This is a genomic window from Paenibacillus jepli, assembly GCF_047238105.1.
In the GTDB taxonomy this organism is placed as follows: Bacteria; Bacillota; Bacilli; order Paenibacillales; family Paenibacillaceae; genus Paenibacillus_D.
This window is the reverse complement of the sequence record NZ_JBDFMD010000001.1, coordinates 6,587,328-6,613,556: the sequence shown is the minus strand read 5'-3', so window position 1 is coordinate 6,613,556 and position 26,229 is coordinate 6,587,328. Positions and strand designations below refer to the sequence as shown.

34 protein-coding genes and 1 pseudogene are annotated in these 26,229 nt (G+C 43.7%); 2 read left to right on the top strand and 33 right to left on the bottom strand.

Features of this window, described 5'->3' with window-relative positions:
* Position 1 precedes the first annotated feature (1 nt).
* The gene (locus ABC336_RS28085) at positions 2 to 754 is read right to left on the bottom strand and encodes a class I SAM-dependent methyltransferase (protein ID WP_413241805.1); all 753 of its coding nucleotides are present in this window, start codon (positions 752 to 754) and stop codon (positions 2 to 4) included.
* Positions 751 to 1,047, bottom strand: a complete 297-nt coding sequence (locus ABC336_RS28080; RefSeq protein ID WP_413242629.1) for a GNAT family N-acetyltransferase — start codon at positions 1,045 to 1,047, stop codon at positions 751 to 753. The genes ABC336_RS28085 and ABC336_RS28080 overlap by 4 nt, the downstream gene beginning before the upstream one ends.
* Before the next feature lie 224 nt (positions 1,048 to 1,271).
* On the opposite strand from ABC336_RS28080, the gene ABC336_RS28075 reads away from it, so the two are divergent.
* Positions 1,272 to 2,252, top strand: coding sequence for a cation diffusion facilitator family transporter (locus ABC336_RS28075; protein WP_413241804.1), 981 nt, complete (start codon positions 1,272 to 1,274; stop codon positions 2,250 to 2,252).
* Between the two features lie 82 nt (positions 2,253 to 2,334).
* Here the strand turns inward: ABC336_RS28075 and ABC336_RS28070 are convergent, their stop codons facing one another.
* On the bottom strand, positions 2,335 to 3,204 hold the full coding sequence (locus ABC336_RS28070; protein ID WP_413241803.1) for a serine/threonine-protein kinase: 870 nt from the start codon (positions 3,202 to 3,204) through the stop codon (positions 2,335 to 2,337).
* Positions 3,205 to 3,267: 63 nt separating this feature from the next.
* Complete coding sequence (locus ABC336_RS28065; RefSeq protein WP_413241802.1) at positions 3,268 to 3,912, bottom strand: hypothetical protein; 645 nt, start codon at positions 3,910 to 3,912, stop codon at positions 3,268 to 3,270.
* A gap of 187 nt (positions 3,913 to 4,099) precedes the next feature.
* On the opposite strand from ABC336_RS28065, the gene ABC336_RS28060 reads away from it, so the two are divergent.
* Positions 4,100 to 5,026 (top strand): VOC family protein, encoded by a 927-nt coding sequence (locus ABC336_RS28060; protein ID WP_413242628.1) that lies wholly within the window; start codon positions 4,100 to 4,102, stop codon positions 5,024 to 5,026.
* A gap of 76 nt (positions 5,027 to 5,102) precedes the next feature.
* Here ABC336_RS28060 and ABC336_RS28055 read toward each other — a convergent pair whose 3' ends face one another.
* From ABC336_RS28055 to ABC336_RS27915, 29 genes and pseudogenes are all read right to left on the bottom strand, one after another.
* The gene (locus tag ABC336_RS28055; protein WP_413241801.1) at positions 5,103 to 5,291 is read right to left on the bottom strand and encodes a hypothetical protein; all 189 of its coding nucleotides are present in this window, start codon (positions 5,289 to 5,291) and stop codon (positions 5,103 to 5,105) included.
* A gap of 254 nt (positions 5,292 to 5,545) precedes the next feature.
* Positions 5,546 to 6,172 carry an NUDIX hydrolase gene (locus tag ABC336_RS28050; protein WP_413241800.1) on the bottom strand — a complete coding sequence of 209 codons (627 nt, stop codon included), beginning with the start codon at positions 6,170 to 6,172 and terminating at the stop codon, positions 5,546 to 5,548.
* Positions 6,173 to 6,213: 41 nt separating this feature from the next.
* On the bottom strand, positions 6,214 to 6,396 hold the full coding sequence (locus tag ABC336_RS28045; protein ID WP_413241799.1) for a hypothetical protein: 183 nt from the start codon (positions 6,394 to 6,396) through the stop codon (positions 6,214 to 6,216).
* 600 nt (positions 6,397 to 6,996) lie between these two features.
* A complete protein-coding gene (locus ABC336_RS28040; protein WP_413241798.1) occupies positions 6,997 to 7,521 on the bottom strand; it encodes a P-loop NTPase family protein in 525 nt (174 codons plus the stop codon).
* Between the two features lie 375 nt (positions 7,522 to 7,896).
* Positions 7,897 to 8,430, bottom strand: a complete 534-nt coding sequence (locus ABC336_RS28035) for a hypothetical protein (protein ID WP_413241797.1) — start codon at positions 8,428 to 8,430, stop codon at positions 7,897 to 7,899.
* A 383-nt stretch (positions 8,431 to 8,813) separates the two neighbouring features.
* Positions 8,814 to 9,056 carry a GrpB family protein gene (locus tag ABC336_RS28030; RefSeq protein WP_413242627.1) on the bottom strand — a complete coding sequence of 81 codons (243 nt, stop codon included), beginning with the start codon at positions 9,054 to 9,056 and terminating at the stop codon, positions 8,814 to 8,816.
* A gap of 6 nt (positions 9,057 to 9,062) precedes the next feature.
* A complete protein-coding gene (locus ABC336_RS28025; protein WP_413241796.1) occupies positions 9,063 to 9,410 on the bottom strand; it encodes a VOC family protein in 348 nt (115 codons plus the stop codon).
* The gene (locus ABC336_RS28020) at positions 9,407 to 9,880 is read right to left on the bottom strand and encodes an SRPBCC family protein (RefSeq protein ID WP_413241795.1); all 474 of its coding nucleotides are present in this window, start codon (positions 9,878 to 9,880) and stop codon (positions 9,407 to 9,409) included. Before ABC336_RS28020 ends, ABC336_RS28025 begins: the two co-directional genes overlap by 4 nt.
* Before the next feature lie 35 nt (positions 9,881 to 9,915).
* Positions 9,916 to 10,329: a cupin domain-containing protein gene (locus ABC336_RS28015; protein ID WP_413241794.1), complete on the bottom strand. Its 414-nt coding sequence runs from the start codon at positions 10,327 to 10,329 to the stop codon at positions 9,916 to 9,918.
* 31 nt (positions 10,330 to 10,360) lie between these two features.
* Positions 10,361 to 10,549: a hypothetical protein gene (locus ABC336_RS28010; RefSeq protein ID WP_413241793.1), complete on the bottom strand. Its 189-nt coding sequence runs from the start codon at positions 10,547 to 10,549 to the stop codon at positions 10,361 to 10,363.
* The gene (locus ABC336_RS28005; protein ID WP_413241792.1) at positions 10,542 to 11,063 is read right to left on the bottom strand and encodes a GNAT family N-acetyltransferase; all 522 of its coding nucleotides are present in this window, start codon (positions 11,061 to 11,063) and stop codon (positions 10,542 to 10,544) included. Before ABC336_RS28005 ends, ABC336_RS28010 begins: the two co-directional genes overlap by 8 nt.
* Before the next feature lie 50 nt (positions 11,064 to 11,113).
* Positions 11,114 to 11,854: a metallophosphoesterase family protein gene (locus ABC336_RS28000; RefSeq protein WP_413241791.1), complete on the bottom strand. Its 741-nt coding sequence runs from the start codon at positions 11,852 to 11,854 to the stop codon at positions 11,114 to 11,116.
* A gap of 160 nt (positions 11,855 to 12,014) precedes the next feature.
* Positions 12,015 to 12,536, bottom strand: a complete 522-nt coding sequence (locus tag ABC336_RS27995) for a DNA topology modulation protein (RefSeq protein WP_413241790.1) — start codon at positions 12,534 to 12,536, stop codon at positions 12,015 to 12,017.
* Positions 12,537 to 12,559: 23 nt separating this feature from the next.
* Positions 12,560 to 13,036 carry a GyrI-like domain-containing protein gene (locus tag ABC336_RS27990; protein WP_413241789.1) on the bottom strand — a complete coding sequence of 159 codons (477 nt, stop codon included), beginning with the start codon at positions 13,034 to 13,036 and terminating at the stop codon, positions 12,560 to 12,562.
* Positions 13,037 to 13,118: 82 nt separating this feature from the next.
* The gene (gene rpiA / locus ABC336_RS27985) at positions 13,119 to 13,796 is read right to left on the bottom strand and encodes a ribose-5-phosphate isomerase RpiA (protein WP_413241788.1); all 678 of its coding nucleotides are present in this window, start codon (positions 13,794 to 13,796) and stop codon (positions 13,119 to 13,121) included.
* Positions 13,797 to 14,144: 348 nt separating this feature from the next.
* On the bottom strand, positions 14,145 to 14,744 hold the full coding sequence (locus tag ABC336_RS27980; RefSeq protein WP_413241787.1) for a DUF6624 domain-containing protein: 600 nt from the start codon (positions 14,742 to 14,744) through the stop codon (positions 14,145 to 14,147).
* A 226-nt stretch (positions 14,745 to 14,970) separates the two neighbouring features.
* On the bottom strand, positions 14,971 to 15,132 hold the full coding sequence (locus ABC336_RS27975) for a DUF3024 domain-containing protein (protein WP_413241786.1): 162 nt from the start codon (positions 15,130 to 15,132) through the stop codon (positions 14,971 to 14,973).
* 359 nt (positions 15,133 to 15,491) lie between these two features.
* Complete coding sequence (locus tag ABC336_RS27970; protein ID WP_413241785.1) at positions 15,492 to 16,793, bottom strand: chloride channel protein; 1,302 nt, start codon at positions 16,791 to 16,793, stop codon at positions 15,492 to 15,494.
* Positions 16,794 to 16,804: 11 nt separating this feature from the next.
* Positions 16,805 to 17,416: a DUF421 domain-containing protein gene (locus ABC336_RS27965; RefSeq protein WP_413241784.1), complete on the bottom strand. Its 612-nt coding sequence runs from the start codon at positions 17,414 to 17,416 to the stop codon at positions 16,805 to 16,807.
* A 119-nt stretch (positions 17,417 to 17,535) separates the two neighbouring features.
* Positions 17,536 to 17,777 (bottom strand): annotated as a pseudogene (locus tag ABC336_RS27960) (phosphate ABC transporter permease PstA); the annotation flags it as partial.
* 287 nt (positions 17,778 to 18,064) lie between these two features.
* Positions 18,065 to 18,679 carry a restriction endonuclease gene (locus tag ABC336_RS27955; RefSeq protein ID WP_413241783.1) on the bottom strand — a complete coding sequence of 205 codons (615 nt, stop codon included), beginning with the start codon at positions 18,677 to 18,679 and terminating at the stop codon, positions 18,065 to 18,067.
* A 462-nt stretch (positions 18,680 to 19,141) separates the two neighbouring features.
* Positions 19,142 to 19,507: a hypothetical protein gene (locus ABC336_RS27950; protein ID WP_413241782.1), complete on the bottom strand. Its 366-nt coding sequence runs from the start codon at positions 19,505 to 19,507 to the stop codon at positions 19,142 to 19,144.
* 218 nt (positions 19,508 to 19,725) lie between these two features.
* Positions 19,726 to 20,643 (bottom strand): AraC family transcriptional regulator, encoded by a 918-nt coding sequence (locus ABC336_RS27945; RefSeq protein WP_413241781.1) that lies wholly within the window; start codon positions 20,641 to 20,643, stop codon positions 19,726 to 19,728.
* Between the two features lie 234 nt (positions 20,644 to 20,877).
* Complete coding sequence (locus tag ABC336_RS27940) at positions 20,878 to 21,396, bottom strand: GNAT family N-acetyltransferase (protein WP_413241780.1); 519 nt, start codon at positions 21,394 to 21,396, stop codon at positions 20,878 to 20,880.
* A 267-nt stretch (positions 21,397 to 21,663) separates the two neighbouring features.
* Positions 21,664 to 22,197, bottom strand: coding sequence for a GrpB family protein (locus tag ABC336_RS27935; RefSeq protein WP_413241779.1), 534 nt, complete (start codon positions 22,195 to 22,197; stop codon positions 21,664 to 21,666).
* A gap of 224 nt (positions 22,198 to 22,421) precedes the next feature.
* Positions 22,422 to 23,462, bottom strand: a complete 1,041-nt coding sequence (locus tag ABC336_RS27930; protein WP_413241778.1) for a hypothetical protein — start codon at positions 23,460 to 23,462, stop codon at positions 22,422 to 22,424.
* Between the two features lie 242 nt (positions 23,463 to 23,704).
* The gene (locus tag ABC336_RS27925; protein ID WP_413241773.1) at positions 23,705 to 24,268 is read right to left on the bottom strand and encodes a GNAT family N-acetyltransferase; all 564 of its coding nucleotides are present in this window, start codon (positions 24,266 to 24,268) and stop codon (positions 23,705 to 23,707) included.
* Positions 24,269 to 24,509: 241 nt separating this feature from the next.
* The gene (locus ABC336_RS27920; protein ID WP_413241777.1) at positions 24,510 to 25,295 is read right to left on the bottom strand and encodes a PP2C family serine/threonine-protein phosphatase; all 786 of its coding nucleotides are present in this window, start codon (positions 25,293 to 25,295) and stop codon (positions 24,510 to 24,512) included.
* Between the two features lie 146 nt (positions 25,296 to 25,441).
* Positions 25,442 to 26,212, bottom strand: coding sequence for a hypothetical protein (locus ABC336_RS27915; protein ID WP_413241776.1), 771 nt, complete (start codon positions 26,210 to 26,212; stop codon positions 25,442 to 25,444).
* Between the last annotated feature and the right edge of the window lie 17 nt (positions 26,213 to 26,229).

The following is a 26,229-nucleotide window of genomic DNA, read 5'->3' as shown; positions in this document are numbered from 1 at the left end:
CTTACTTTTTGGCTTCGTACGTTATCATCTGGTTGGGATCCTGCGGCGGGGAGCCGGACTGATAGTTACCTATGATGGTCACATCCCTGAACCCCGCGTCCTGCAGCAGCAGTCTGAACTCCTCTACGCCATACCAACATAGCGGCAGCCGCTGCAGCTCGGATTGCATCAGGCGCCCCTCCCGCCATTTCTCATACTTCAGCAGAGAGATGACACGCTGCCTGATCAGGTCGACTTCTACACGTTTCTCCTCCAGGGTGATGAGTTCCTGAGCATCGTTCTCCCACACCCTTGTCTTCGTCGTATGCTGTGAAAAATCCGTTTGCAAAAACGTATCCAATACGAGGATGCCGTCATTACACAGATGCTTGTGATAGCAAGCCAAGGCCTGTACAAGATGCTCTCGAGTTTCAATCAGTTGAATAGAGCCGCCCGGGATGATGATGGCATCATAGCAAGCATCCAAGTCAAAACTACTCATATCCCCTTCATGCAGTACAGGCGAGATTCCTGCTTCCCGACATTTGTTCCTGCAGGAGGCCAGCATCGCTGGCGAGTTATCGATCCCCTCTGCCTGGATGCCCGCTTGCAGTAGAGGAATCAGTACCCTCCCCGATCCGCAGCCTACTTCAAGCACACGCCCTGCCGTATCTTTTAGCCGACCGGCATAATACGTTACATCGCTGTACGCTATACCGACTGGCTTGCTCAGTTCATAAACCTCTGTACATAGCTCACCGTAAATGTTGGTCATCTCGTATCTCTCCCGTCATAGTAAATGCACCGAAACCGTTCCACCCCGGGGTATTTCTCGCCAAGGCTTTTTATCTGAAAGCCGATATGGCGATAGAATTGGACGGCGTCCCGGTCGGTCTCCGCTTCGATCGTTGGAATCCGGTACAATCGCATGTAGTTGTCGAGCATCTGCTTGCCGATTCCGAGCCTACGGTAGTGCCGGAGCACGGCAATATGCTTCAGCACCGCTTCCTCGCCGGATAACCGTTCGACGCCAAGAAAGCCGACCACTTTTTGCTGGAGGAATGCGATGAGGATGATGCGCCGGGACTTCTACCACTTCAAGCATACTCATGGATACGGCTCCTTTGTCCTTAATGCTCGTATTGTATCATACCTCTGGTCAACCTCGACGATATTTTCCAATATTCGGATCAACACGATTGACAACAAGCGGGAGGCTGTCTATAATAAAAATACAACATATGAGCAATTGTTCATATATTAAACAAGAAAGTTAAAGGAGCATGATGACGATGGCAGGACATCAGCATTCGCATGATCATGGACATGGTCACGGACACCAGCACGTACACACCAACAACAAAAAAACACTCTTGCTTTCCTTTCTGATCATCACCATCTATATGATTGTCGAAGCTGTAGGAGGGTTAGTGACGAATAGCCTCGCCCTGCTCTCCGACGCAGGTCATATGCTGTCCGATTCGATTGCGCTGGGGATTGCACTGCTGGCCTTTACCCTGGGACAGAAAGCCGTCAGTTCGACCAAAACCTACGGATACCGGCGCTTTGAGATTCTGGCGGCCGCGCTGAATGGACTTACATTGATCGGGATCGCGCTATATATATTCTATGAAGCGATGATGCGGTTGTCCCATCCACCCGAGATCGCTACGACCGGAATGCTCATCATCAGCTCGATCGGCCTGCTGGTCAACATCCTGGTCGCCTGGATCATGATGCGGGGCGGCGACACCGAGCATAATCTAAATATGCGCGGCGCCTATCTGCATGTGATTAGCGATATGCTGGGATCTGTGGGCGCGGTAGCGGCAGCGCTCCTGATGATCTTCTTCGGCTGGGGCTGGGCTGATATCGCAGCCAGCGTCATCGTGGCCGCGCTCGTCCTGCGAAGCGGCTATCTGGTGACCCGCTCCTCCCTGCATGTACTGATGGAGGGTACCCCGCACAACATTGATCTGGGCCAGACTGTACAGACGATCCGGGAGATGGAGGGCGTGCAAGACGTGCACGATGTGCATCTCTGGTCGATCACGAGCAGCTTGCATGCACTGACGGCCCACATCGTCGTCGATGGCGGGAACACAGTAGCTGAGACAGAATCGCTGCTGAGCGAGATCGAGCATCGGTTGGCACACCTGGACATCCAGCATGTCACCCTGCAAGTCGAATCTGCGCAGCACAAGCATGCAAAATCGGTCCTGTGCTCACTCCGGGGCGCCATGCCACATGGGCATGCTGCACATAGTCATTAACAAGGAGAAAAGGCTGGCGCCGTGTGCCTACTTCGAACAAACCAACCAGAGCAGCCTCGGGCCGCTCTGGTTGGTTTTTTTCTCAACGTTGTGCCTTCCATGCGTCATAGAACTCGGCAATCGTGGCATATCGACCGGCGCGGTCGGATTGCACCGCATGCAGAGCCACGTCATAGAGCTCCGCCCCCGCTTCCCACTTCTCAATGGAACGGTCACGCTCCCCGCCTAACAACCCGAAAGCCATCGCGCCCATGTTATACACATTAGTGCGACTGTCGATGACGGGTCCCAGTTCGTATTCCTCCGGCGACATGAACCGGGACGAGCCCCAGAGTCGCCCCATTGTGTTATAAAAGGGCTTGCCCGCATACAAGTCGATATCGCAGATCATCGTCTCATGCGTCGAAAAGTTATACAGGATGCTGCCGTCGTAAAAATCAATCGCCACGTATCCTTTATCTTCAACATGTTGATGAAACTGAAGGATGCGCTCCAAAGCTTCGATGCGCCGGGCAACCGGCAGCTTCTTGAACCGATAGAAAGGCGACCGCGGGTCATCATACTTGGCAGGTGGCGGAAAGGACCAATGCGGGTGGAGACACTCGCCTTCAAACCAGTCAAAGACGGCAGCATAACTTGACGTGCCGACCGGGAAGTGATCCACCAGCTTGATTAACCCGGGATGCCGCAGCTCCTCGTATACCGGGATGGCATGTCGCAATCGGGTAACTGCATCCATCGTCTCGCCCTCATAGGCCTGTGTCCGCAAGCCTGCTGCTTTTACAAAAAGACGCTGACCCTGCTTTTCGACGCCAAAGCTTATATTGCCTGAGTCCTGTTGATCAAATACGGCAAAAACTGTCCCCATGCCTTGAAGCCAGCTGAAATCATGGGGTTCTCTGAGCTTGAAATGAACTTGATCGAGACGATACGTATGCAGGGGGTCTGTCATTCTTACCTCCAATCCACCCGGTACGGCTTTTTCTGCTGTCAATGAAGCGATAGCGTCACGAAATCATCCTTTTTGACCTGCTACAGCTTTATTGCCCTGGCGTGCCGACTTGTGATAGGTTTCCGTAAAAAGAATCTTACCTTCATCGTCATAAGCGAGCAGCTCGAAGGATGTCCCATCCGATTCATCTACATAGGCATAATAGAGAGCAAAAGTATCGTTCACCGGCACAAGCTCAGCCTGCTGCTCGTCGCCGCTGCCCGAATCCTTCACGACGACGCTGGAGATCTCAGCATTGAAAACCGAACCGAAGAGAACAGGAAACGGCTGTATGAACGGGTCCTCATCTACCGCGGGAATGTATTGATACGAGATCGGCGGATCGTTGTCATTGTCTCCGTACAGCGAGATATGGGTTCCGCCATGACTGCCGCCGAATCCCCACTTCCACTTGCCGCTCCAGGTTTTGCTGACATATTCGGCCGCCACCGTCGGTGAGCCGCCTGCCATATCCCGGAGGTAATAGACGAAACTTCCGTGTTTGAAACGGTCTTCATAAACGACATGTTCGACCGCTCCCGGCTTCCGGATGACTTCGATCGCTTCAATCGCTGTGTCGCTTCCCGGATTTGTCCATGGGCTGGCATACAGGAATACGATCACAACTACGACTGCGCCTAGGATGAACCAGATCCGTTTTCTCTTCACGATTAGCCTCCTCTTCGCGCGTTATGACTAGAGATCCTAGCTGGATGAAACCTTATGATAACACGGAATCTTTTCCCACAGAAGAGAAAATATGACGTTCCTCAAGCTGGTAATTCAGCAATAGAGAAGAATTCATCCTCACCGGGTTGTGTTAGACTACAGTTAATTCACTTGAGGAGGTCATATGATGACTCATGTTCACACGTCGCAGCGGGCCGTTGTCCCCCATCTCTGGTTTGATAAAGAAGCGCTAGAGGCGGCTGCGTTTTACTGCGCCACTTTTCCAGAATCGAAGGTAACAACGACTGCTACCCTTAATGATACCCCTTCCGGCGACAACGATCTGGTCTCTTTCAGCTTGTGGGGCGTGCCGTTTATGGCGATCTCTGCGGGTCCATACTTCAAGATCAACCCTTCGATCTCGTTTATCGTGAACTTCGATCCGTCACGCGAGGAGAATGCTGGCGCACTGCTCGAAGAAGCGTGGTCCAGACTGATCGAGGACGGGACAATCCTGATGCCGCTCGGCGAGTATCCCTTCAGCCAACAATACGGCTGGGTGCAGGACAAATACGGCGTCAGCTGGCAGCTGATGCTAACCGATCCCGATGGCGAGCCCCGTCCTACAATTGTGCCGAATCTGATGTTCACCGGTGAAAACGCAGGCAAAGCGGAGGAAGCGCGTGCGTTCTATCTCTCCTTCTTCCGCAACAGCAGGCCGGGGACGCTGCATCCTTACGGCCCTGGTCAAGATCCTAATCCGCAAGGTACGGTCATGTTTAGCGACTTCATGCTGGAGTCCACTTGGCTCTCTGCTATGGATAGTGCGCTATCTCATGATTTTGCGTTCAATGAGGCGGTGTCGCTGTTAATCCGATGCGAGACCCAGGAGGAGATCGATCACTATTGGGAGCACCTGTCTGCCGTTCCCGAAGCTGAGCAGTGCGGCTGGCTCAAGGACCGGTACGGGATATCCTGGCAAGTGTCAGCTGCTTCACTGGAGAATTATATGGCGACCGGCACGCCGGAACAGCGAGCACGCGTCACAGAAGCATTTATGAAAATGAAGAAGTTCAATCTCGCGGAGCTGGATCGGGCGTTCCACGGTTCCTGAGGTCTCCCGCAAGGTTCAAGCTGGAGTATGAATGCTCTTTTCTATGACATTCGATTTAGCACAAGTCCCTCATATGTTACACCCGTTTATTGATGATATGTTTGTCATCATTTTTCTCAGCCTTGAGTTCTTTACGGAGCATCCGCACTTCATCGATCAGAACGTCCAGTCTCCTGGACATCCGGGAGCCGTCGATTGCTGTGCGGATGACGGCGATAAGGACCACTAAGCTGATAATCCAAATGGCGATGCCTATAAGTTCCATTATTCATTCAACTCCACGTCATAGTCATATGATTTCGGGAAAATCTGGGGTAATTCCTTGACGGAGTTGATCCAGTAACACCTTGTCAATCGATATCCCCAACTGCTTATATGCCAGTAATACAGCGCCTGCGACCGGTGAGCATGATGGTTGAACGAACCGGTACCTTTTGTTAACGCCTGCACTCCCACCGGCTTGTAAGGTTCCGTTGGAAATAATCGCCGTTAACGACGCTGCCAATGAATTCTTTAAACTTACGTCAGCACCCTGTATACATGTTCAAACAACAGGTCATAGTATGCATGGGTATTCGGCGTTAAATCGCTCAATCCCATCCATCTCCGGTCTTGCTTGGCCGTTCCGGAAGCTTCTTCAGCGAAGATCCCATCGACTAAGACCTGTTCAACCTCCCCTGTCAGGAGGTTCTTGAAATCATCGACCCCGATGGTGTACAGCCCCGAGATCTCCTCGCGTTGAAACGAATAGGCCTCGATCGGCCGATCTGATGCATGGATGAAGACGTGATTGAACTCCCTATCGATCAGGCCTTCAGAAATGACATCTTCCTGGGGCACTACACCACAATAATGCAGCTCCTCAAAGGTAACAGAGATCCCCAGTTCTTCCTCTAGTTCCCGGACGCCGTCGCGGACGGTCTCTCCCGTGAGCAGATGACCCGCCGCAGAGACATCCATCAGCCCGGGATAGGTTTCTTTGTCCGGATGCCGTAACTGAAGCAGGATGCTGCGCTCCGAAGGATGAACCACCCAGCAGTGAAAGGTCTGGTGCCAGAGTCCTTTGGCGTGAGTTTGCGCCCTACTCTCGGAACCTACCCGCACCATGCTGGAATCGTAGATATCCAAACGTTCTTGTTGGCCCATACTTCATCCCCCGTTAATGTTGTCGTTTTGGCTAGTACTTCTCAAAAAAAGATACTAAACACACCTGCGCCTACAAGAATGACGGCGAAAACCACTACAAAAGCGACGCCGAAATCCACTATGAAGGAGCCCCTCCGCACAGTCTGATGGTTTCGCTCCTGCAACTCATACTCGATTCTAGTCAGCCGTTCATTAATTTCTCTTATCTCCTGTTTCATCTCCATTCTCTTCACGCTCCTTACCTGAGATAAACCTATCCCTGTCTTGGATTATTGGCTCTGTGTGACAGAATTTGTGTTGTTTGTGTCCTGACGATAGGACTCTCGTCTGTATTCTCTGTCCCGGGTGGTAGAACCTCCGTGTCTGACGGATATAGTGCCCCTGCGCGCGTACTATTCTTAATTGCCCTATACTTGTCTTTAGAGCCAGAGCGAGTTCGCGATAATCGGTGAAGCCTCACGCGCTCATCACCTCACACCACATGACGGGCTGACCCAGCGCAAGGTCACCTATTTTCAAAGAAGTCCATCTTTATGCTTTCGACTTTGCTATCCCAATCGTACAGCGATCCCTCTCCACAATCTCAGTTAGTGCTTTGTCCTTGAGCTTATCATGAATATAAGCGACTAAAAAATCGAATTCATCGTCAGAAAGCTCATGAAGAATAGACCTTCCTGTCCTCGCTCTTATATCTTGAAAAAGACTCTCAGCGTCAAGTTTCAATGAATGCGCGCAACTCTTATCGGCTTCGCGAGGGGTATAAGTATTTTGGTTATTGTGATCATGAAAGTGGATTGACGACTGGGCGCACCTCCTTCATTGTACTAGCTTCCCCATCTTGCAGGTTCCGTCTTATCGATTAGAGCTTCGAGGCTTCTTTGATCCGTTATTTTTATGACCTTAGCTTTATAGTTATCCATCTTCCTTTCTACCTCTTGCCGATTCCTCTCAAAATCATTTGTCCATTTAAACATCAACGCAAGCATTTTTAGATCCGATTGATAGTTAGACTTTTCTATCTTTAGCTGCTGTTTAAGATATCGCGTAACCATTCTTAATCTCCGCACCCACAAAGGCGGGTCCAAAAAAATGATCGTATCCGCCATATCATACAAATCTTGATACGAGGTTCGATCGGTTCCTTCAAAGATCCAAGTGTCTTGTCTTTTATTAATTTCACGGATGACCTGCATCTGTTCCTCCGGTGATCGTTTAACCCTTTCATTGCCCGACTCATGATGGACAATTCCATCCAGTTCAAACCACGGAATGTTGAAGTGAAGGGATAGACGTTTGGCAAGTGTGGTTTTACCACTGGCTACGATGCCAACGATGAATATTTTCCTCATTGGCGCGACCGGGAGGCCAGCCATTTTACAACTAGGAATGTCCCTAAGCTTACACTCATCAGCCCGCCCCCAACGGATTGGATAATTTCGGCTCGCGCGGCCTCTTTTTGGTATTGGATGATCAGTTCTGCAGTAGGATCTTGATAAGGAATCCCAGGATGTTTAAAAAAGCCCACGAGAAAGACGACAGCCCCTGCCAGCATAACAAATAAAAGCAATCTTTCGAACCTGTTCCTCGCTCTCATATTTCACCCGATCTTTCGATGAAGGATTGTGAACCTTGTACTTTCAATGTGATACTGGGGAACATCAACCATTGTGCAATATGTCTGCTCAATAGTTATGCCTCCTCTCGTCATCCTTCACAAAGCAAAGTCAGTAATTCCTATCCTTGAGATCCTTGTCTTCAAACCAAATCTGAATGTTTTCGATCTGACCGTCGCCGCGCAATGCTATTGTAAATTCTCCGCTGCTGTATGTATCCTCTGAGTAATCAGTGATTACAAATCCATGCGACTTTAACTTTTCATAGCCAGACTCTGTACTATCGCCTACTCGAATTGTGAAGATGGAATAGGCAGCATTTGAAAATTCAAGTGACCCTACTGTACCGAATAAATCATTATCCGGATCACCTGGAAAACTCACTCGGATTCCTTTTTCTAAGTACTCTCTTCCATGACCGCCAAACCCATGAATATACTCGCCTTCACCCCAACGTTGGATGACCTCCTCTTCAAGCATCGAAAATTGAATATCTTCAACCTCTAGATTGTCATTTAGCAACACTAAACTTATCGTGTTTTGTTGAGACGTATTGTCTTTAAAATGCATAACTAAGAGTATGAATAACAAGGAGAGTATGATTGCACCTAATAAGAGAGCCACGGGAGACTTTTTTATCGTCATGCCCATCATCCTTTGTTGGAGTAAGACATCTCTAGTATTTTTCTCTTCGTCCCTTTTCTCTTATTATTAGCCCTACAAGATTTCCTGCCGTTAAAAACAGAGTGATTAACGAGATCGTCATTAAACCGCTCAAGCTTGCATTTGCTTTATCATTCATTAGCACATAAGAAGCTAGACAAGTTGAAATCAAGAAAGCCGCTCCGAATAACGTCGTCACTATTATTCTTGAGTTCTTACGACTGAACAATTTTTATCACACCTTGGTTAAGAATAAGACATCCCCCCGTAAGATCAAACTTCATATTTATCCTTCAGGTTCATTTGGTTTCCACCCAATGTCCTGACTCCATCTATTTGCTTTTTTCATAATATTCCATATGAATTCAGTTTTTCCTTCTACATAATGTTCTCGTTGTTCCCTGAATTGTTCTGCCAGATTGTCTTACATGAATATGGGTTCTTCGCATCCCGGCTGTTTCTCTAAAATATCGCTTGGATAAATCAGGATTGTCTTTGCGGAATTGATAACCGATGGATGAAAGGCCGGAATCAATAGCATCCATATCATCCAAGTCCATAACAGATAGCTGGATATCAATAATCGGTTTCGCAGCTAATCCATTAATGGCTCCCTAATGCGCGAGGATATTAACTAATTTCCCGAAAGGATCCCGCACGTAAAATCGCCTAACACCCCAAGGTTCATCCACGATCCCATATTCGATTTGAAAACCGGCGGCTTTCATTCTTTCATACGCAAGATCCACATCATCTACTTCAATCGACAGATCAGGTGTCGGCGTATCCGAGCCTCCCTGTGAGGCAAAACTAATCTGTACGTTCATGTCTTGGTCAGATCCATAAGTCACAATCCACTCATGATCCATCAATACATCAAGGCCTAATACATCCTGGTAAAAGGTTTTCGCTGCAGCTACGTTTTTTGTGTGAACGTTAGTCACGATCCGTTTTACAATCATGTTAATCCTCCCCGATGTGATCCTTCAGCGATTTTCTTTAATTGCCGATTTCGGTCCTCTAGGAAACGTCTCATATATTCCTTCAACATCACTCGCTCTACGATCCATCCAAGCGCTCCAAGCGGCGCCTCAAAAGTCAACGTATCCCTTATTAGCGTTTGAGCTCCCCGCTCTTCGAACTCATGGATGTGCCTTAAACTCTTGAAGGCGCCTCGAATCATTTGATCCACAAATGTATAAGGCCTTTCATATTCCACTATTTTTGAAGTTAGTTTCTGCTTGATGCAAAAATGTGTCGCCTGGAACGTAACGAATTCCCCCAGACCGATTCTCCCTGAAGTTACACCTTCGATTGCTTGTTCATTGGTGTGTTTCCAAACCGTTTTCGTATGTACGCCAATATCACGGGCAAGATCAAAACATACTTCAATTGGTGCATCAACGAGGATTTCTGTTTGAACAACGACCAATCGATCCCTCCTATACTGTCTTTTCTTCAATTCCTCTAGATCAGTTCCGAATCAAACGATTGAAATAGGTTGACCATCGTCTCTGGATCCCGTCGTTCCTCCCGGTGGATGGCCTCGATTAATGAATGGATTCTTGCAGTCATCATGATTAGATATCTCGCCTGGATTGGCTTTGGGTTCCAATACGTGTGGGGCATGCCTCTCGGAACGATTACCGCCTGGCCCGCGCCGGCTTCTATTACTTCATCTCCGATCTGGAATCCGAGTGAACCTTCCAATACGTACCAGGCCTCGTCATCCTGATGATGTTTGTGAAGGGGTGCAATATGTTCAGGGAAGTCGCCTTCTGATGTTCCTGGAGCTGTCCATTCTGCAATGATGAGATTGGAATTCAAGGGGCTCAACGGCTGACCATGTTTAAGAGTAGAGAGATATGGAGATTCTGACATCACGACGCACTCCTTTGCAATTAATCCCCATTTACACACCTGACTTAGGGATTTGATACAATACATATTTGCCTGTCCACATCTGGCTTGTAACGATTCTCTGAGTATGTTCCTTGTGCATGAATACATAGCCTGATCCCATTTGCTCAACAAATGTCCATTGTTCTTCCGACATGCGCTGTTTCATGACTTGACTGCCATCGCGACCAGGCTTATTCATGACTGCCTCCATTAGTAAATATATAACCCTGCCCTACCCACTTCTCGGTACGGACATCCATCAGCTTGTATTGTCCTGCAGTATACGTATCAATCACACGTTGCCAAAAGCGTTTGGAAGGTTCATTGTCCCCGTGTTGCCTGACCTCCCACCAGCCTTTAAACTTATCAAAGATTTGCGTGGCTGCTTCACGCCCGATTCCCTTACTCCTGTATTTCCGCATAATAAAGAACTCCGCAATCGATTTACCTTCTCTGTCATCCAGTAAGTAGCTATGAGAATTGACCAGCACAAAACCCGCATACTTGTTCTCCACCATGATGAAAAAGGGGTAGCGGCCTTCATCGGTCCAATAATGATCGAGGTAGGTATAACCGAAAAAACCGTTCGCATTGACATCTTCGTCGTTGTATTCACTGAAATCATATTCATACAACTCTAGCAGTTGTCTTAGAATTGATTTTTGCTCTTCTTTCACTTCCAAGAGATTAACACGTATTCGATTCTCTTTCATTGGGTCCTCCAGAGTCCACTTTAATTTTTTTGAAAGGTTGTTTGCCCGGATCAATCCTTTTTCAGCTTTATCCCCCGGTATACTCCCGTTCTTAGTTCTTGAGCATATTCATCAAGTAATGGCATACCTGCTTCTGCCGCTTGGTCGATCGAGCTTTGTATCGAGTAAGGCACTCTGACAAATTGAATACCTAATGGCGATTGTTTAAGATCACCGTAGTTGCCCTCAAGGATCACATAGGAGGCTTGGGTTATTTCGAGCGGGTTGCCGACACTTCCAACATTGAAAAGGATCTTCCCCTCAAAATGTTGGATATAAGCATTATGAATATCCCCGTAACCGACTACATCGGCTATAAAAACGCTTTCGCATTCATCTGAGCCTTGGAACAAAGACAAAAGCGTCTCTCGGTTAGCTCCAGGATGAATGCGCTCATACAAACTTCTTGGAGAAGCATGGAACAGCCTGATCCTTCTGCCGCTCATGACCAACTCAATCGAGAAAGGTAATGAAGCCAGGTAGGCTAACCGCTCAGGCCCCAATTTTTGTTGATGCCATAGCAGGGCTTCATCCTCTGTGGGGCTCGAGATGAATTCATCCCAATTGCCTCTGACCACCTTCTCGCAGGATTCAGCAATGAGATCCACTACAAGATGCCCACTTGGGCCTTTACCAATGAGATCACCCAAGCAATATATACTTTCAATTTGTCTGTCGGCTATGTCAGCTAGAACAGCCTCTAATGCTGGCAGATTCCCGTGAATATCTGAGATCAACGCGATTTTTTTCATCGTTAGGCCTCCAAATGTGCAGCATTGCTTTGAGTTAACTCACGCTCAAAGTTCCATTCCTGTCTCAATGATGAATGGCGGCATAACCAGTGTTCTTCTAACCGTTTACAGATTTGATTGAAATTATGGCTCCACCATTCTCCATTCTCGAGATGTACGATCAAAATCCCTTCGTACGCTCAATATGATTTAAGAGTGCTTGAACTTCATTTCTACTCTTTAGAAGAATGACTTGTTTTTTATTTTTGACTTGTTCAAGTTTTGTTATCGTATTTGTTCTACTTCGCTTTCTATAATTCCAAACCCATTTCAAGAAAGGCCAATCTATTTTTTCAGGACATGCCTCGTTCATATCGGGTCTGGTTTTCTTATGGTACATGATCCTACGTTTGAGTATGCGATATAGACAAAGCCATGTCGGCAGGTCCAAATAAATGATCACATCGGCATGCTTAATCCGAAGATCCATCGTTCGTGAATAATTTCCGTCCATAATCCATCTTTGTTCAAATGTGAAATGCTCAACCATTTGATCCCATTCTTCATTGGGCGTTGGCACCCAGTCCGCTTTCCAATAATACCGATCCAGATGAATGACTGGTAAATCTAGTATACGACTCAACCTTTGAGCCAGAGTAGATTTTCCAGAGCCACCTGAACCTAAAATAAGGATACGGCTCATTTGTTGTCTCCTCTTCTTAGGTCTTATCTTAATGCTACGTACATATCGATCTCATTATCTGAACTCTCTGGTTTGTATCGCTCATCCCAGATTTCGAAATCATATCCTTTCGGGACATGTCCATGTTCGCTCATCCATTGACCATATAGATAATCATAAGAACGTCCCAACTCTGATTCGAGACCTTTATGTGTAAAGGTCACGTATTTACTTTCTGGCACTTGATGATTCACCATTCCTGATGGAACGACATCAACGCCTTTGACCTCATAACAGAATATCTGGGTAAAGCGGTCGATTCTTGGATTAAACCCTGGTCTCATGGGGTACATTTGGATCAGAATCACATTCTCATTCTTTTTAAAGAGAATCTCGTCTTTTCTTGATATGAATGAATCATATGTCTGCTTCCCAAGCCCAGCATCTAATTCATCCAGGTTTGCTTCAATCCGAATGCCTATAACTGAAAACTCTGGTAATTTTACTTCTTTGGCTTCCATAATTATCACTCTCCTATTGTTTTGGCTTTTTGTATTCTTATATTCTAGTGTAATTAAAGCATGCGCCGGCTTCTTTTTGTGACTACCCGTTCTTATTCTCATGTTCTTGAATATCTCCATTAAGAGAGCCAACAATTACTCTTCTCGTCATATTCACGAATAGCCCGTTATCCACGACACCTGGAATCAGATTAAGCTTGTTATGTAATTCTTCTGGATTTTCAATTTCATGAAAAAGGCAGTCAACAATGTAGTTACCGTTGTCTGTTACGAATATCTTATTTTTAATCATTCTCAGCTTGGGTTCACACTTTAACAATTGAAGCTTTCTTATGGTTAGGTCATACCCGAATGTAACAATTTCAATGGGTAAAGGAAATGCTCCTAAGCGGTTTACTAACTTACTCTTATCCACTACAATGATGAGTTGTTTACTGGCTGCGGCGACGATCTTTTCTCGTAATAATGCTCCCCCGCCACCCTTAATCAAATTGAAGTTGGGATCCACCTCGTCCGCACCATCGATCGTGATATCGATTTCATTGATTTCTGAGAATGGAATGAATGGAATCCCTAGTGTCTTTGCAAGATCCTCGGATTGAACGGAAGTGGCAATTGCTTTGATGCGAAGTCCTTCTTGAACTCTAGACCCTAGTTTCTGAATGGCCCAATAAGCGGTTGAGCCAGTCCCCAAACCTACAATCATTCCATCATGTATGTAATTAACTGCCTGCTCGGCAGCTATTCGCTTTGCATCCATTGTGACCACCTGCCTATATTAGTATAATCAATTGCCCCGTATCATCCCGAAACAGAGTGAAGCTTCCGAACAAACTTGCATTCTCCGGAATTTCAGTCGCTCTTTAAGATTAAGTGACCAACCGGAGTGGCCGCGATACGGTTAGGCAGGGCTGGGTTGTCCGCAGAATCAACTACTTTAGAAATTGCTACTTGCGGACCGAAGGACGTCAGCCCCGAAGAGTGAATGCAGTGATATAAGATGTCAGCGCCATCTTCGAAATACTTGCATGTTTATTCAATTGTTCTCCTTTTGATTATCAATGCTTTACCTCATTTAATGGATTCAGATAATTTTCCGCATTGCGCATTAGGTAATCCACCTTACTTTTTTTGCCCATTCTTCAATCTCTTTTACTCTTTCGAGATAATTCTTTGCAGGTTGGTTTCCTTCTATTCGAGCTCGTTCACGCATGATTTCAGTTTGTTCTTCGATCGGAAGCAATCCAATCTTCTCTCTTAATTGATTTACCCTTTTAAAGTTTTCGATAGGGTATGGGGACAATAAATCATTCTCGTCCCAATCGAATTGTGTTCCATATATTTGGGGCTTTCTTTCAAATACACGTATCCTATCTTCAAAATATGCTAATTCCTTAAGGTCAACTTGATCTTTATATTGCGGACTTTTCAGTAGAGCTAAAATCTTTTTCATAAAAGGTGGATTACTGATAGAATGCATAACAATAGTCCATGCGGCTGTGGCAGACTCTTTACCTACTTTGCTTTTTGTCGGAAAACCAAATTCATTGATAATTTGTTCAAGTTTTTTTGAGTTAATAACATGTATTTGCTCCATTTCAGGATGATAACCGATAAAGAGAGAGCCTCTTTCTATTAATTCATCTCTTTTTTGAAAGTCATCCTTCAACATTTCTTGCAATATTAATTGAATTTGTTTTACGTCCATCAGTCATCCCCTGATTTTTCGTTTTTTGCGCTGATTTCTTATAACGTTCAGGCATTCACGAACCCTCACCGACTTAAGTGACCGAAGGGACCGGCCGCGATGCGGTTAGTCGGTGCAGGGTTGTCCGCCTGATTCACTTCCACGAACATCCTCGGGCGGACCAAGGGACGCGACAGCGGCCCGCAGCGTGAATGCGGTGTTAACTGATGTCATTGCCCTCTTCGAGTTACATCCACATGTATCCGTATTCATTCTTATCAATAGTTCTTAATTGTTTTTCAAGGTCTTCTATCGGTTTTATATATTCCACAAAATTCCATTTATCTTTACTGTCTTTCCAATACACTTCCCATTTACTCTCTACATACCTAAACTGTGCAATGGTCAACTCTCAATCTAGCATCAAACGCCACGATGATCACTCCATTGTGTTTTGTTTTTCTTGTTTTAATTAGTCCTTGTTGCAATGATTCCAGTTAACTCATATATCTACAAATGTCGGGAATCTCTTATCTGTGGTGATGTTTGCGTATGTAGTTTTGGGAACACCTATGTTCAGAGACAGCCACTCCCCTTTCGATGCCAGCTCCGATACCACATACCTAGAACTTCATCCATTATACCAAATTTATCTAAAACAGATAATAAGATTTACTGCGGATTCCAACACCATGTTTTTGCTTTTGCACTATTTCTCCTTCGAAGATCGCTTTCACTTTCACAAACACTGGGAAAGCCGCATTCGCATTATTGTTTTCTTTTTTCAATTTCGCCAATGGTATCCCCATTCGTGATTTTATATAGCTTGCTCTTCGGCTCATACACCATTTGAGCAGTCCACAATCCATGGTGTCCGGATACGATGTAACTTACAATGCATGCAATAAAAAAATACTCCACACCTTTTCCATCGAATAGCTCCATCGACAGCAGGAAGGCTGCTACAGGAGTATTGGCACCGCCGCAAAAAACAGCGATCAAACCTAGAGCTGCGAGGAACGCCAACGGCAGACCCATGATAGTATGCAAGGCGTTACCCAATGTTGCGCCCATAAAAAATAATGGGATGGCTTCGCCACCTACAAAACCGGATCCAATCGTGACTGCAGTGAATATTAGCTTAGCAACAAAAGCAAATGGAGGTACGTCTTCTTTAAATGATTGTTCAATCATAGATAAACCTCGACCATTATAATCCTGGGAGCCGGCTAACAAGGTCAATGCTATGATGATGAGCCCGCCGACAAAAGCACGTTTCATATGGTTTTTCTTGAACAGCCTCTCTGTGATCGTTTGAATCCCGTGTCTCAACTGACAATAAGAAACACTTAATAATCCGAAAATAACGGATACGGCTGCTATTTTCACGAAGGTAAGCATCGAATGAGGAGGTAAGGCTTGAATAATAAAGTGCTCATGCTTGACACCCCACCCCCCTTCGGTCACATAATGACCGACGAAGCTGGCTACAAGACACGGAACGATCGCTTCAAACTTCAACTTCCCCAAGGCCGCCATCTCCATCCCAAACACAACGCCTGTTATAGGGGTTCCAAAGGCTGCGCCAAATCCGGCGCTGATTCCGCTCATCACTATAATTTTCGCATCACCCTTTTTTAACCTAAACCACTGAATTACAGTTTCCGCAACACTTCCTCCCATTTGAATCGCTGCGCCTTCTCTTCCAGTTGAACCGCCTAGTAAAACGGTTAAGAACGTGCCCAAATATACAATGGGCCCCATTCTTCGGAGAACCTGCTTTTTGCCATGCACGGCTTCGATTACCAGATTATTCATCTCGGCAGCGTCATGCAAAGTGTTGTTTATCATGCTTGTTCCAAATTTCATATACATATAGCCCAGGGCAATACCGCCCAGAGGAAGCAGTCCGATCAACCATCCATTACCTTCTCTAATCTTCCCCAGATAATCATTTGTTTCCAACAGGAGTGCAGTCGCTGAACCTACGGCAGCCCCGATTATTCCCCCCAAGAGTATCCATTGCATTAGAACCTTAATCACATGCTTGTATTTCCTCAGCTTTTCCATCTGCCAGATCCTCATTTCAGTCGATTCGGGGGTTCTGCGATATGTTGGTTATTTTGGACTTCCGTAAAAAGCTGACCAGACCCTGCAGATTGGGTTTCGGATATGGGAATGGACAGATGGGGAATACTCGCTTGCAAGATCGCACTCAGTCTGTCAATGTCCTCTTTGGTCGCATACTGTTTTTCCGGCTTTAACAAGTACCCCAATTGTCCATTTGTTTCTATGGTAGCCCATTGCAGATCACTTATCTTTTGAATGCCTTGTTGTCGGAGACGCACTTCAAGCATATCCACAGATAACCGTAAGTTTCTTAAATTTTTCTCGTTGATTGTTCCATTTTCGATCACCATTATTGACTTTCCGTACAGAAACGTCTCGAGGGCATCGGATTTCAAAACACTATACTCAATCCCTATAAGTGTGATGACCATTAATAACGTGATTAACATCGTAATCCAAATGTTACGGTCACCGACGGGTTGAATAATTAATGAACCTACCGCAACCATCATGATCGTCTGGGCAACCGTGAGCTGTGATATTGACTTTCTTCCGGCAAATCGCAAGATCAGTACACCACCCACGACAATCACAACCGCTTTCCAAATGAAATGAAAATCCAACCCACCCCACCCCTTTTTTCGTTGGATCAAGGCTATTTTCTGTCATATTTCTTTTATTATTCGTCTGGATAAAAAATAAAAAGCTCCAGTCGCTGTGGACGGAGCTTAACTTAGCTGGACTAATATATTACGTTTTTCATCAGAATCAGCAGTGTCAAAAGGACGATAATCCCCGCTGCGCCAACTGATGGAATTCAACTTGAGGCTTGGATACCCAGTTGTAGATTTGAATCGGCATGACCGTTAACGGATCCAGCAGATGGTCTGGGAGAAAGGCAACAAATGTCAGAGCGTCGATCATAATCAAAGGTGCAGTCTCACCGATCGCTCTGGATAAAGTCAGGATAACGCCGGTCAAAACTGAAAGCGAGAAAAAGTCCCCAGTTATTTTCTTTGATATAAATTTTGAATTTACCGCCCTTAATTAAAGAATGTTTCGCCTGGAATCTGAATTGAAATTAAGTGACCGAAGGGAACGGCCGCGACGCAGTTAGGCTATGCAGGGTTGTCCGCCTGATTCAGCTTCCTCGAAAACCATCGGGCCGACCAAGGAGCGACAGCCCCTCAGCGTGAATGCGGTGTTATGTGAAGTTCTATCTCTTATAGGCGAAACCCTCTAATCTCTTGATTACGAGAGTGGCATTTTTGTTATGAAGTAGAATCCTTCTTATTATCTTGTACGTAATATTGCTTCAGTATCTTCTCTTTGATTTCTATTATCATAGTTTCTGAGGGGTATATTTGTTTGTCAGGAAAATCACTCATTCTTGTTCCCAATTGATATGCGTAAAATTCAGGAGATCGTTTAATAAATTCAATGAGTATTTGATCTGTCATAGGGTTAACCGAATTTTGAATATGCATTACATACTTATCAAATATTTGCAAAAGAGCAATTCCATGTTTCTTTGCGTATTCCGTTGCGCCACTTTGAAAACCTGATGTAGAGATTAATATCCCTTTATGTGCACCTAAACTTCGGACTTTGTCAGCTAAAACCACAATCTTCTCACGTTCCAATGGTCTTGTATAACGCTTGCACTCAACTATTACTTTAAAGTCCACAGATAATGCCACAAACTCAGCGACTATATCAATCTGGTATTCTCCATCATTGGTTCGAACCTTTTGGTTATGAAGTATTTTGAAGTCTTTAAGTGCTTCAGCTTCAGCATACGCATTTAATATTTCTACACAATACTTTTCAAATTCCAAAGCAGAAATACTTGCGACAAACTCACGATATGGGGTGATAATTTCCACCTCACGTTTTGCAGTAACAAACTTTTATGTTTATATAACAGGCTGCCCTCAAAAGAAAGCCTACAGTCACGGATCGTTCTTCCGATCGCTGTTGTCCCCAGATTTCTTTGATTTTTACCCTTTTTAGGGGTGAAATCCGGGGACTCACACGCTTTCTGCAAGAAAGCGACTTCGTAAGCATAAGCTGCGCTTCTCCAGATTCGATTCTGTGCCTCTCCGGCCATTTTTCAACAGCCTGCGATTAGCACTTGATAGAATTTCACATAACGTTTCCGTGTTCACGACGTCCCACCACCTTAAGGCTGCGTAGCAGCCGGCCGCGATGCGGTTAGGTGGTGCGGATGTGTCCCGGCAATCGCTTCACCGACTTATCTTCTGGGACCGAGGCGGCTTGTCCGCCGATGCGTGAACACATTGTTAGAAGATGCCACCATGAGATACTCCCAAAAAATATTTAGACTCTTATCCTCCGTACTTTCCTTGATCTATTGCTTTGATATATGAATCATCTTCGTTTCGTATAGCTATATATTCAGATAATTCTACGCCCTTAATTGAGTATAGCTTTGTTCCAGGGGGATACCTATTCGAAAAACCATTGTCATAGATTCCTTCAGTATCTGAGAATTGTTTTATCTCACCTAGCTCTTTACCAATCTGGTCTTGATCGATTTTTTCGTCAGTTATTTCATAAATGTCATCATTCCAAATGACAAAACTATATGCCCAATCGGCACTAGAATTAGTTCCCGTGCTTATTTTGGGGTTTCCACAACCAGAAATCGAGATTATCGAAAGTAAACATAAGAGAATCGTAAGTTTCTTCAATTTCATCATCTTCTTTCAGATGGTTTAGCAGCTTTGGCGGTTTCGGATAACGTTCAGGCATTCACGAACCCTCACTGGCTTAGATAGCTCCTACCTTAGCCGGTGCAGGGTTGTCCGCCTGACTCACTTCTTCGAAAACCCTCTGGCGGACCAAGGGGCGACAGCCCCGCAGCGTGAATGTGGTGTTATAGGATGTCGGGACTTCTTCGAGTTTACTCTCAAAATACTCTCTTCTTTATGGGTATATATAAATCAACCTTTGCCTTCCCTTCTGGATCTTCGAATGGATTATTCATGCAAAACTCCAGACAATGTTTGTCGTCAGGATCATAATCGCTATTTGGCAACCATTGTCCATAAACAATCTGGTATGCGATTGCGAATTTATCAATTGTGTCATAAAACTGATATAATGCATAGAGACCACCAGTTAAGGTTTTATACTTAATATCTTGATCATTTTCTTTAATGAAATCATCCTTAATTGTTATGCAAGCATCATACCTACATGAATACTCGTCTGTAACACTTGTGTCATCATGAGAAATCCCAATATATATGTGTTGCAAAGGGAATAGATGGTTTTTAGCTGCCCACTCACCCAACTTCCCCCATGCTTTATGGGTTTCAAGATAACTTCCAATGTGCCTTACATAAGCAACCTCGTAATCTGGCAACTCTTTAATTGTAATATTCATTTCCCATATCCTCCTCAGAAAGTGATTTTTATTCCCACTTTCAGAATAACGATAAGGTTGTTCTGGTTCTTCGCAATTGTTGCTATTATCTAATGAAATATTGCTTAATTCATCATGATTTCTTCTAACATCACTAGGAGTATTATTGTAAAGCTTTTTAAAAGCTTGGTTAAAATTAGATACAGAATCAAATCCACATAATATAGATATTTCCAGAACGGTCTTATCCGTATTTACTAAATATTCTACCGACTTGACCAATCTTCTATTATTTAAAAAAGCATATGGAGTCATCCCAACAACCGAAGAAAAAACTCTAGAAAAGTGATACTTAGAAAAGTGTGAAATTTCAGCAAGCTCTTCAAGGCTTATCTTCTTTGATATATTCTCTTCAATGTATTTAGTTACAGCATTCATTCGTTCAGAGTAATGATTCATATGTTTTTTGTCCTTTCGCCGACTTCTTATAACGTTTTGTGTTCACGAGCCCGAAAGGCTTAAGCTACCGATCAATCAGCGCAGCGATTGATTCTGGCCGGGTGGCTCCGCCACTTAGCCTTGCAGGGTTGTCCAGTTGAATCTGCTTCCTCGCTTCTTACCTCCTGTTGGACCGAGGAGCAACAGCGACGATGCGTGAACATGATGTTTGGTGATGTTAATGCCATCTTTGAATTAGCCCGTAATAAAAGCTTCTGGATATATTAATTCTCCCTTGGTCGATCTCAATACTCCTTCATATATCTCACATACCATAAACACATCATCTGGTACTTCGAATTGCCGGAGCTCGAATTCAAATTGCCTTGCTGGTTTAAAACCGAATTTAAGATAATATTCAGGATGACCAATCAATAAAACAACACCATACCCAAGCCCCTTACATCGATATAAACCTTCTTGAATCAACTTGCTTCCTATTCCTTTCCTCTGTAACCCCGGTTCGACTGCTACCGGAGCCAGAACAATCACTTCATGATTCTTCTCATCATCAATTACATTAGCCTTACTGAATAAAATATGACCTGCGATCTTACCATCCAATTCTGCAACAATAGACAATTCAGGCACAAAAAACTCTGATGATCTGATACGTTCAATTAATCTGGATTCATCATCTCTTCCACCGAAAGCCTTGTAGTTCAGAGTATACACGTCTTGATAATCTTTAGTTTCTTCTGTTCTTAAGATCATATTGGTTCTCCGATCGACAGATTTTTATAGCACTTGCATTAATTTCACCTAACGTTCTTGCATTCACGAACCCTCACCGACTTAAGTGACCGAAGGGAACGGCCGCGATGCGGTTAGGTGGTGCGGGTGTGTCCGCTGAGATACTTCCTTGCTTGAATATGCTTCGATCAGAAAATGCATCCTCGAGTAAGCTACGTTATGAATTCTCTTCTAATTCGGGGCGGACCAAGAGACGGACGGAGTCCGGCTCGCCGCCTGAATGCGGTGTTAGGCGAAGTTTCTTCCTCTTCGATTCCACTCACGAGCATTATTCATTATTTCCTGTATTACTTTAGACTTCTCGTCTGAATACTTCAATAGAGTATCAATTCCCTTATTAATTGTTAATTGTTTAACTTTTGAATAATGACTTGCCTCATCAGGATGACTTCTCAAGTAATCTCGAAATAACAAATTATCATTCCAGAGCTGAGAGCCCCAAATAGTTATTTGCAAGTTAATATCTTTATTATTCCGTTTTCGATAGTATAATCGACCTGGGACACCAGCTTCTCCGAATCCCTCATAGCCTAATTTTACAAGATACCTCTCTTGAAATTCATCAATTTTTAAAGCCTTTAGCCCAACCATAATATCGATTATTGGTTTAGTGACCATGCCTCTAATTGATGTACTTCCAATATGTTCAATTTCTATCGCATTATCTAAGAATGCATAGGACAACTGTAGTTTAGCTTCATTAAATATATCTATCCAATCCTCGCGGTAGGAACTTAAGTGAACACTTTCATCTAACTTCATAGAAATCACTTCCAATATTGAATTTAAGAAATTTCGCCTAACGTTCCTCGCATCTACGACGCGCCCCGGCATTAGATAGCTCTAATCTTAGGGCGGGGCGTGTGTTGTCTGAGTATACTTCTATGTGTATAACCGCTGACAACCAAGGGGCGAATGCCCCGAAGCGTAGATGCAATGTTAGCAGATGTTACCGACCTCTTCGAGATACTTTAAGGAATATTCTTCTAATCCATCACATTGAAATTCAAATCTTTATTACTTTCATCATTATTGTCATTTTCTTGTTCCTCATTTTTCATCTTTTCAATTATTTTAGCTAAGATCATCTCTGCAAAATTAAATAACTCTAATAGTTGCTTTTTATTCCTTACATACCCTGTGTCGTGTGAAAAATCATTTGCCAGATCTATCATATCTTGTTGCAAATATATGCTCATCAAGGAGTCATTTTTAAGATTCTTCTTTAATTTACCTAATACATTATTTCCATAGTGATCTTCCGGTAAGGAGTAACTATAATAAATACTATAATATTTTATTAATGACTCTAAAATAGTTCTAATTGTATTTCCTCGCGCTCTAATTTCATCATTATCGTTTTCATTAATCCGATTTATTTTTAACTTCACCTTTTGAAGTCTACTATTAACGTGGTCCATGGTTGCATACATTAGAATAATTTTTGAAAATCCAGCACCACGGGCTTTTTCTTTAGGTTGTAATAAAAAACTATAGAACGGCAAATTGTGCAAAATACATTCGTGAATAGTATCATTCTTCAAATACCTTATTGTTGTATAGAGCTCATCCAAATTTTCTTTAACATTTACCATTTTCTCATTTAAATGACTGATCTCTAAGTACTTCTTTACTTCTTTAACCTTTGCAACTGTCGGCATTACCAGAATGTATAAATGCCCTTTTAAATTAATGAATTTAATTTCTTGAATATTACAAAGTGAGAAAATATAATGTGCACTAAATATTTCAAAGGTCATGTCCTCAAAACCACGAGGTGGCGGGTTCTTTACGAAATCTCTCCATACTAAATGAATAAAATCATCTCTATATTCTATTGCACAAAGGTTGTCATAATTATAGTAAGAAAAATGATCAATAATGAACAGTCCATCAGTATTATCAAATAAATCTTTTAAGAATTTAAAACTCTCGTCATTTCCATAAAGCACATCAGGTCTGTTGTACTTGTTCCAAATATCTAAAAATGCCTTTTCACTCATTTCATATTTTTTACTATTGTACATAAATAAATCTCCTCAAAATGTTGATTAATATCGGTAATTTCTGCTAACGTTTTGGATTCACGAATCTGAGAGGCATAAGTAGCTTGGACGATTAGCGAAGCGATCGTCACGCCGGGTCGCCAGACTTAGCCTCGCAGGGTTGTCCGGCTGACTCCGCTTCCTCGCTTCTTCACTCCTGCCGGACCAAGGGCGAATGCCCGCCGCGTGAATGTTGTGTTATCTGATGCCTGGGCCTTCCTTGATCAACCCACAAACTCATCTCTTATTATTGAATACATTTTTAAATCCTGATAATCATTCTTTGCCCATATATGTTTTCTTAAGATGCCTTCTAGTTTCATCCCAGTTTTCTCCATCACTCTTGCAGATCCAATGTTATTCTTGATGCATCGAGCCTCTATTCTAACTAATTCAAGCTTTTTAAAACCAAATTCAATGATCTTATGTATGACTTCTGTCATAATGCCTTGATTCCAATATTCTTTAGATAATACATATCCCAATTCAGCTCGTCGATTCTTGTTATCCCATGACACAAAACTGCAACTGCCGATTATCTTACTGGTTTCTTTCAGTTCAATTCCCCATGGACCAACTTTCTGTGTCTCATAGCGCTGATGTACAAAATCAATAAATGCTTTGGTATCCTCTATACTTTGGTGCACATCCCATACGGTATATTCGGAAACCTCAGGATTAGTACAGTAACTAGCAATGTCTTCAAGATCTGAATATGTAATTGGTCTTAATATGGTTCTGCTAGAATTCAGTACTGGAAATGGTTCAAATCGCTCTTCGATCTTCATTGCATCAACCTCCTTAGCTTAATCAGATTTTGCCTAGGTTTCAGATAACGTTTTGTGTTCACGAGCCCGAAAGGCTTAAGTAGCCTGGACGATTAGCGAAGCAATCGCCACGCCGGGTCGCCAGACTTAGCCTCGCAGGGTTGTCCGCCTGACTCACTTCTTCGAAAACCCTCTGGCGGACCCAGGGGCGACAGCCCCGCAGCGTGAATGCGGTGTTAGGTGAAGTTGCAATCTTCTTCGATTAATCTGAAGGATTTAATCCTTGTTCATCGTTATTGTACTCCCAACATATTAACGATGTACTGTCCCTTACGTCACTCAAATAGGTTAAGATCTGCTCAATATTCTGTTCTAATGGGTTATCATTCATTAATATATTATATAGATTCGAATAGTCTTGGAAATACCGGTCTTCTGTATCAAAAATCCCATCGGTTGTTAATACAATTCGGTTTCTACCCTGTCTTAATTGTCTTCTGCCAATTGTATAACAAGGAACCGGCAAATCAAACGTGTTAGATTGACCGATCCATTCATAAAATTGTCTCTGATTTAGTCCATATTGTTTGAAATATGCCAATTCTGAATGAAACAAGAAGGCCATACAATCACCAATAGAAAACCACCATAAGAACGGTCCCCGTTGAAAACATAATATACATAAGGTTTCTCCCTCGATACCCCTACATCTTTCCTTAAACATCTCATCAGAAAAAAGAGAAATAAAGTAAGAGTCTAGCTTCGAAAAAACATCATCTGAAATACACAATGAGACAAGCTTCTCTTTATTATCTCTGATTAAAGAAGTGATGAGCTCTGCGCTGTGTGAACTCTTGTGAGAGTCCAATAATGCTGTAAATGTCCAGGATCGATGTTCATCTTGCAAAACAAACAGTGCATCCTCATTCTTGGTTGCTCCATGTGTTGTGCTGCCACCAAAACAACCAATATGTAAATTATCATTTAATGTTTTCACCAGTATCTGATCGAGATAAGGTTCATTACTTCCTATCCATTCATACTCCACTGAGTCACCCCCATTAAAAAAGGTTTATTGCAATTTCACCTAACGTTCCCCGCATTCACGAACTCCCGAAGGGAGTTGTCGCAGCAACTACTTCCTCGAACCCACGTCTGCGACCGAGGGCGCCAGCCCGATGCTTGAATGCAGTGTTAGGTGAAGTCATTGTCTTCTTTGAGCTGCTCAAACTTCTTTAAATAATCTTTCTTTGTCATGAAACGGCGTGGAACAGATTCTTTTTCTAATGCCATGTTCCAAATAATCGTTATTTCTTCCAATGTAATCAGATCACATTCAATCATTCTATCAGAGTATCTGGTTATTATTCCCGCTAGTAATGCATAGCACATTGCAACTGGTTGAGGTAACTTTAACACCTCAGAGCTGCGCTCATCCTCGTAGACTAGAAACTCTTGCTTTCTTAATAAATACGAGTACGCTAGGGATCTATAAGATCTATGGTTTAACTTCGATAGATCAGAGTATATATCTCGATACGCTTTTGAAATAACTTCCCCTACAGTACTTGCCACGTAATTTCGAAACACTCTATTTGGAATTACCTCGTTGTCATACCACTTTTTTAAGTTTTTTTGTTTTTCCTCGTCGGAGCTAGAAAAGTATGTTGCTAAGTCCATTGTCTCAACAACATCTCTGAATAATCTGCATGCCAATCTATGTTGTTTAGAGTTTATTAGTTTGAGACAGTCTTTTATTGTTTCTGCACCATCTACAAACAGCATCCAAATGGCTTTCTCAGTGGATCTGTCATCTCTTGTGTACTGGCCGTTACTCCTCATTAAAAAAGTAAACAACTCATTGATTAATCTTTCTGCTTCTCTTGAAAATTGGTCCTGGGCTTCGTATTCATAAGGATTTTCATATGCTTCTTGAGGAGAACGACCCCATACGAAACTGGTCATCTGATTCATCCTTTACA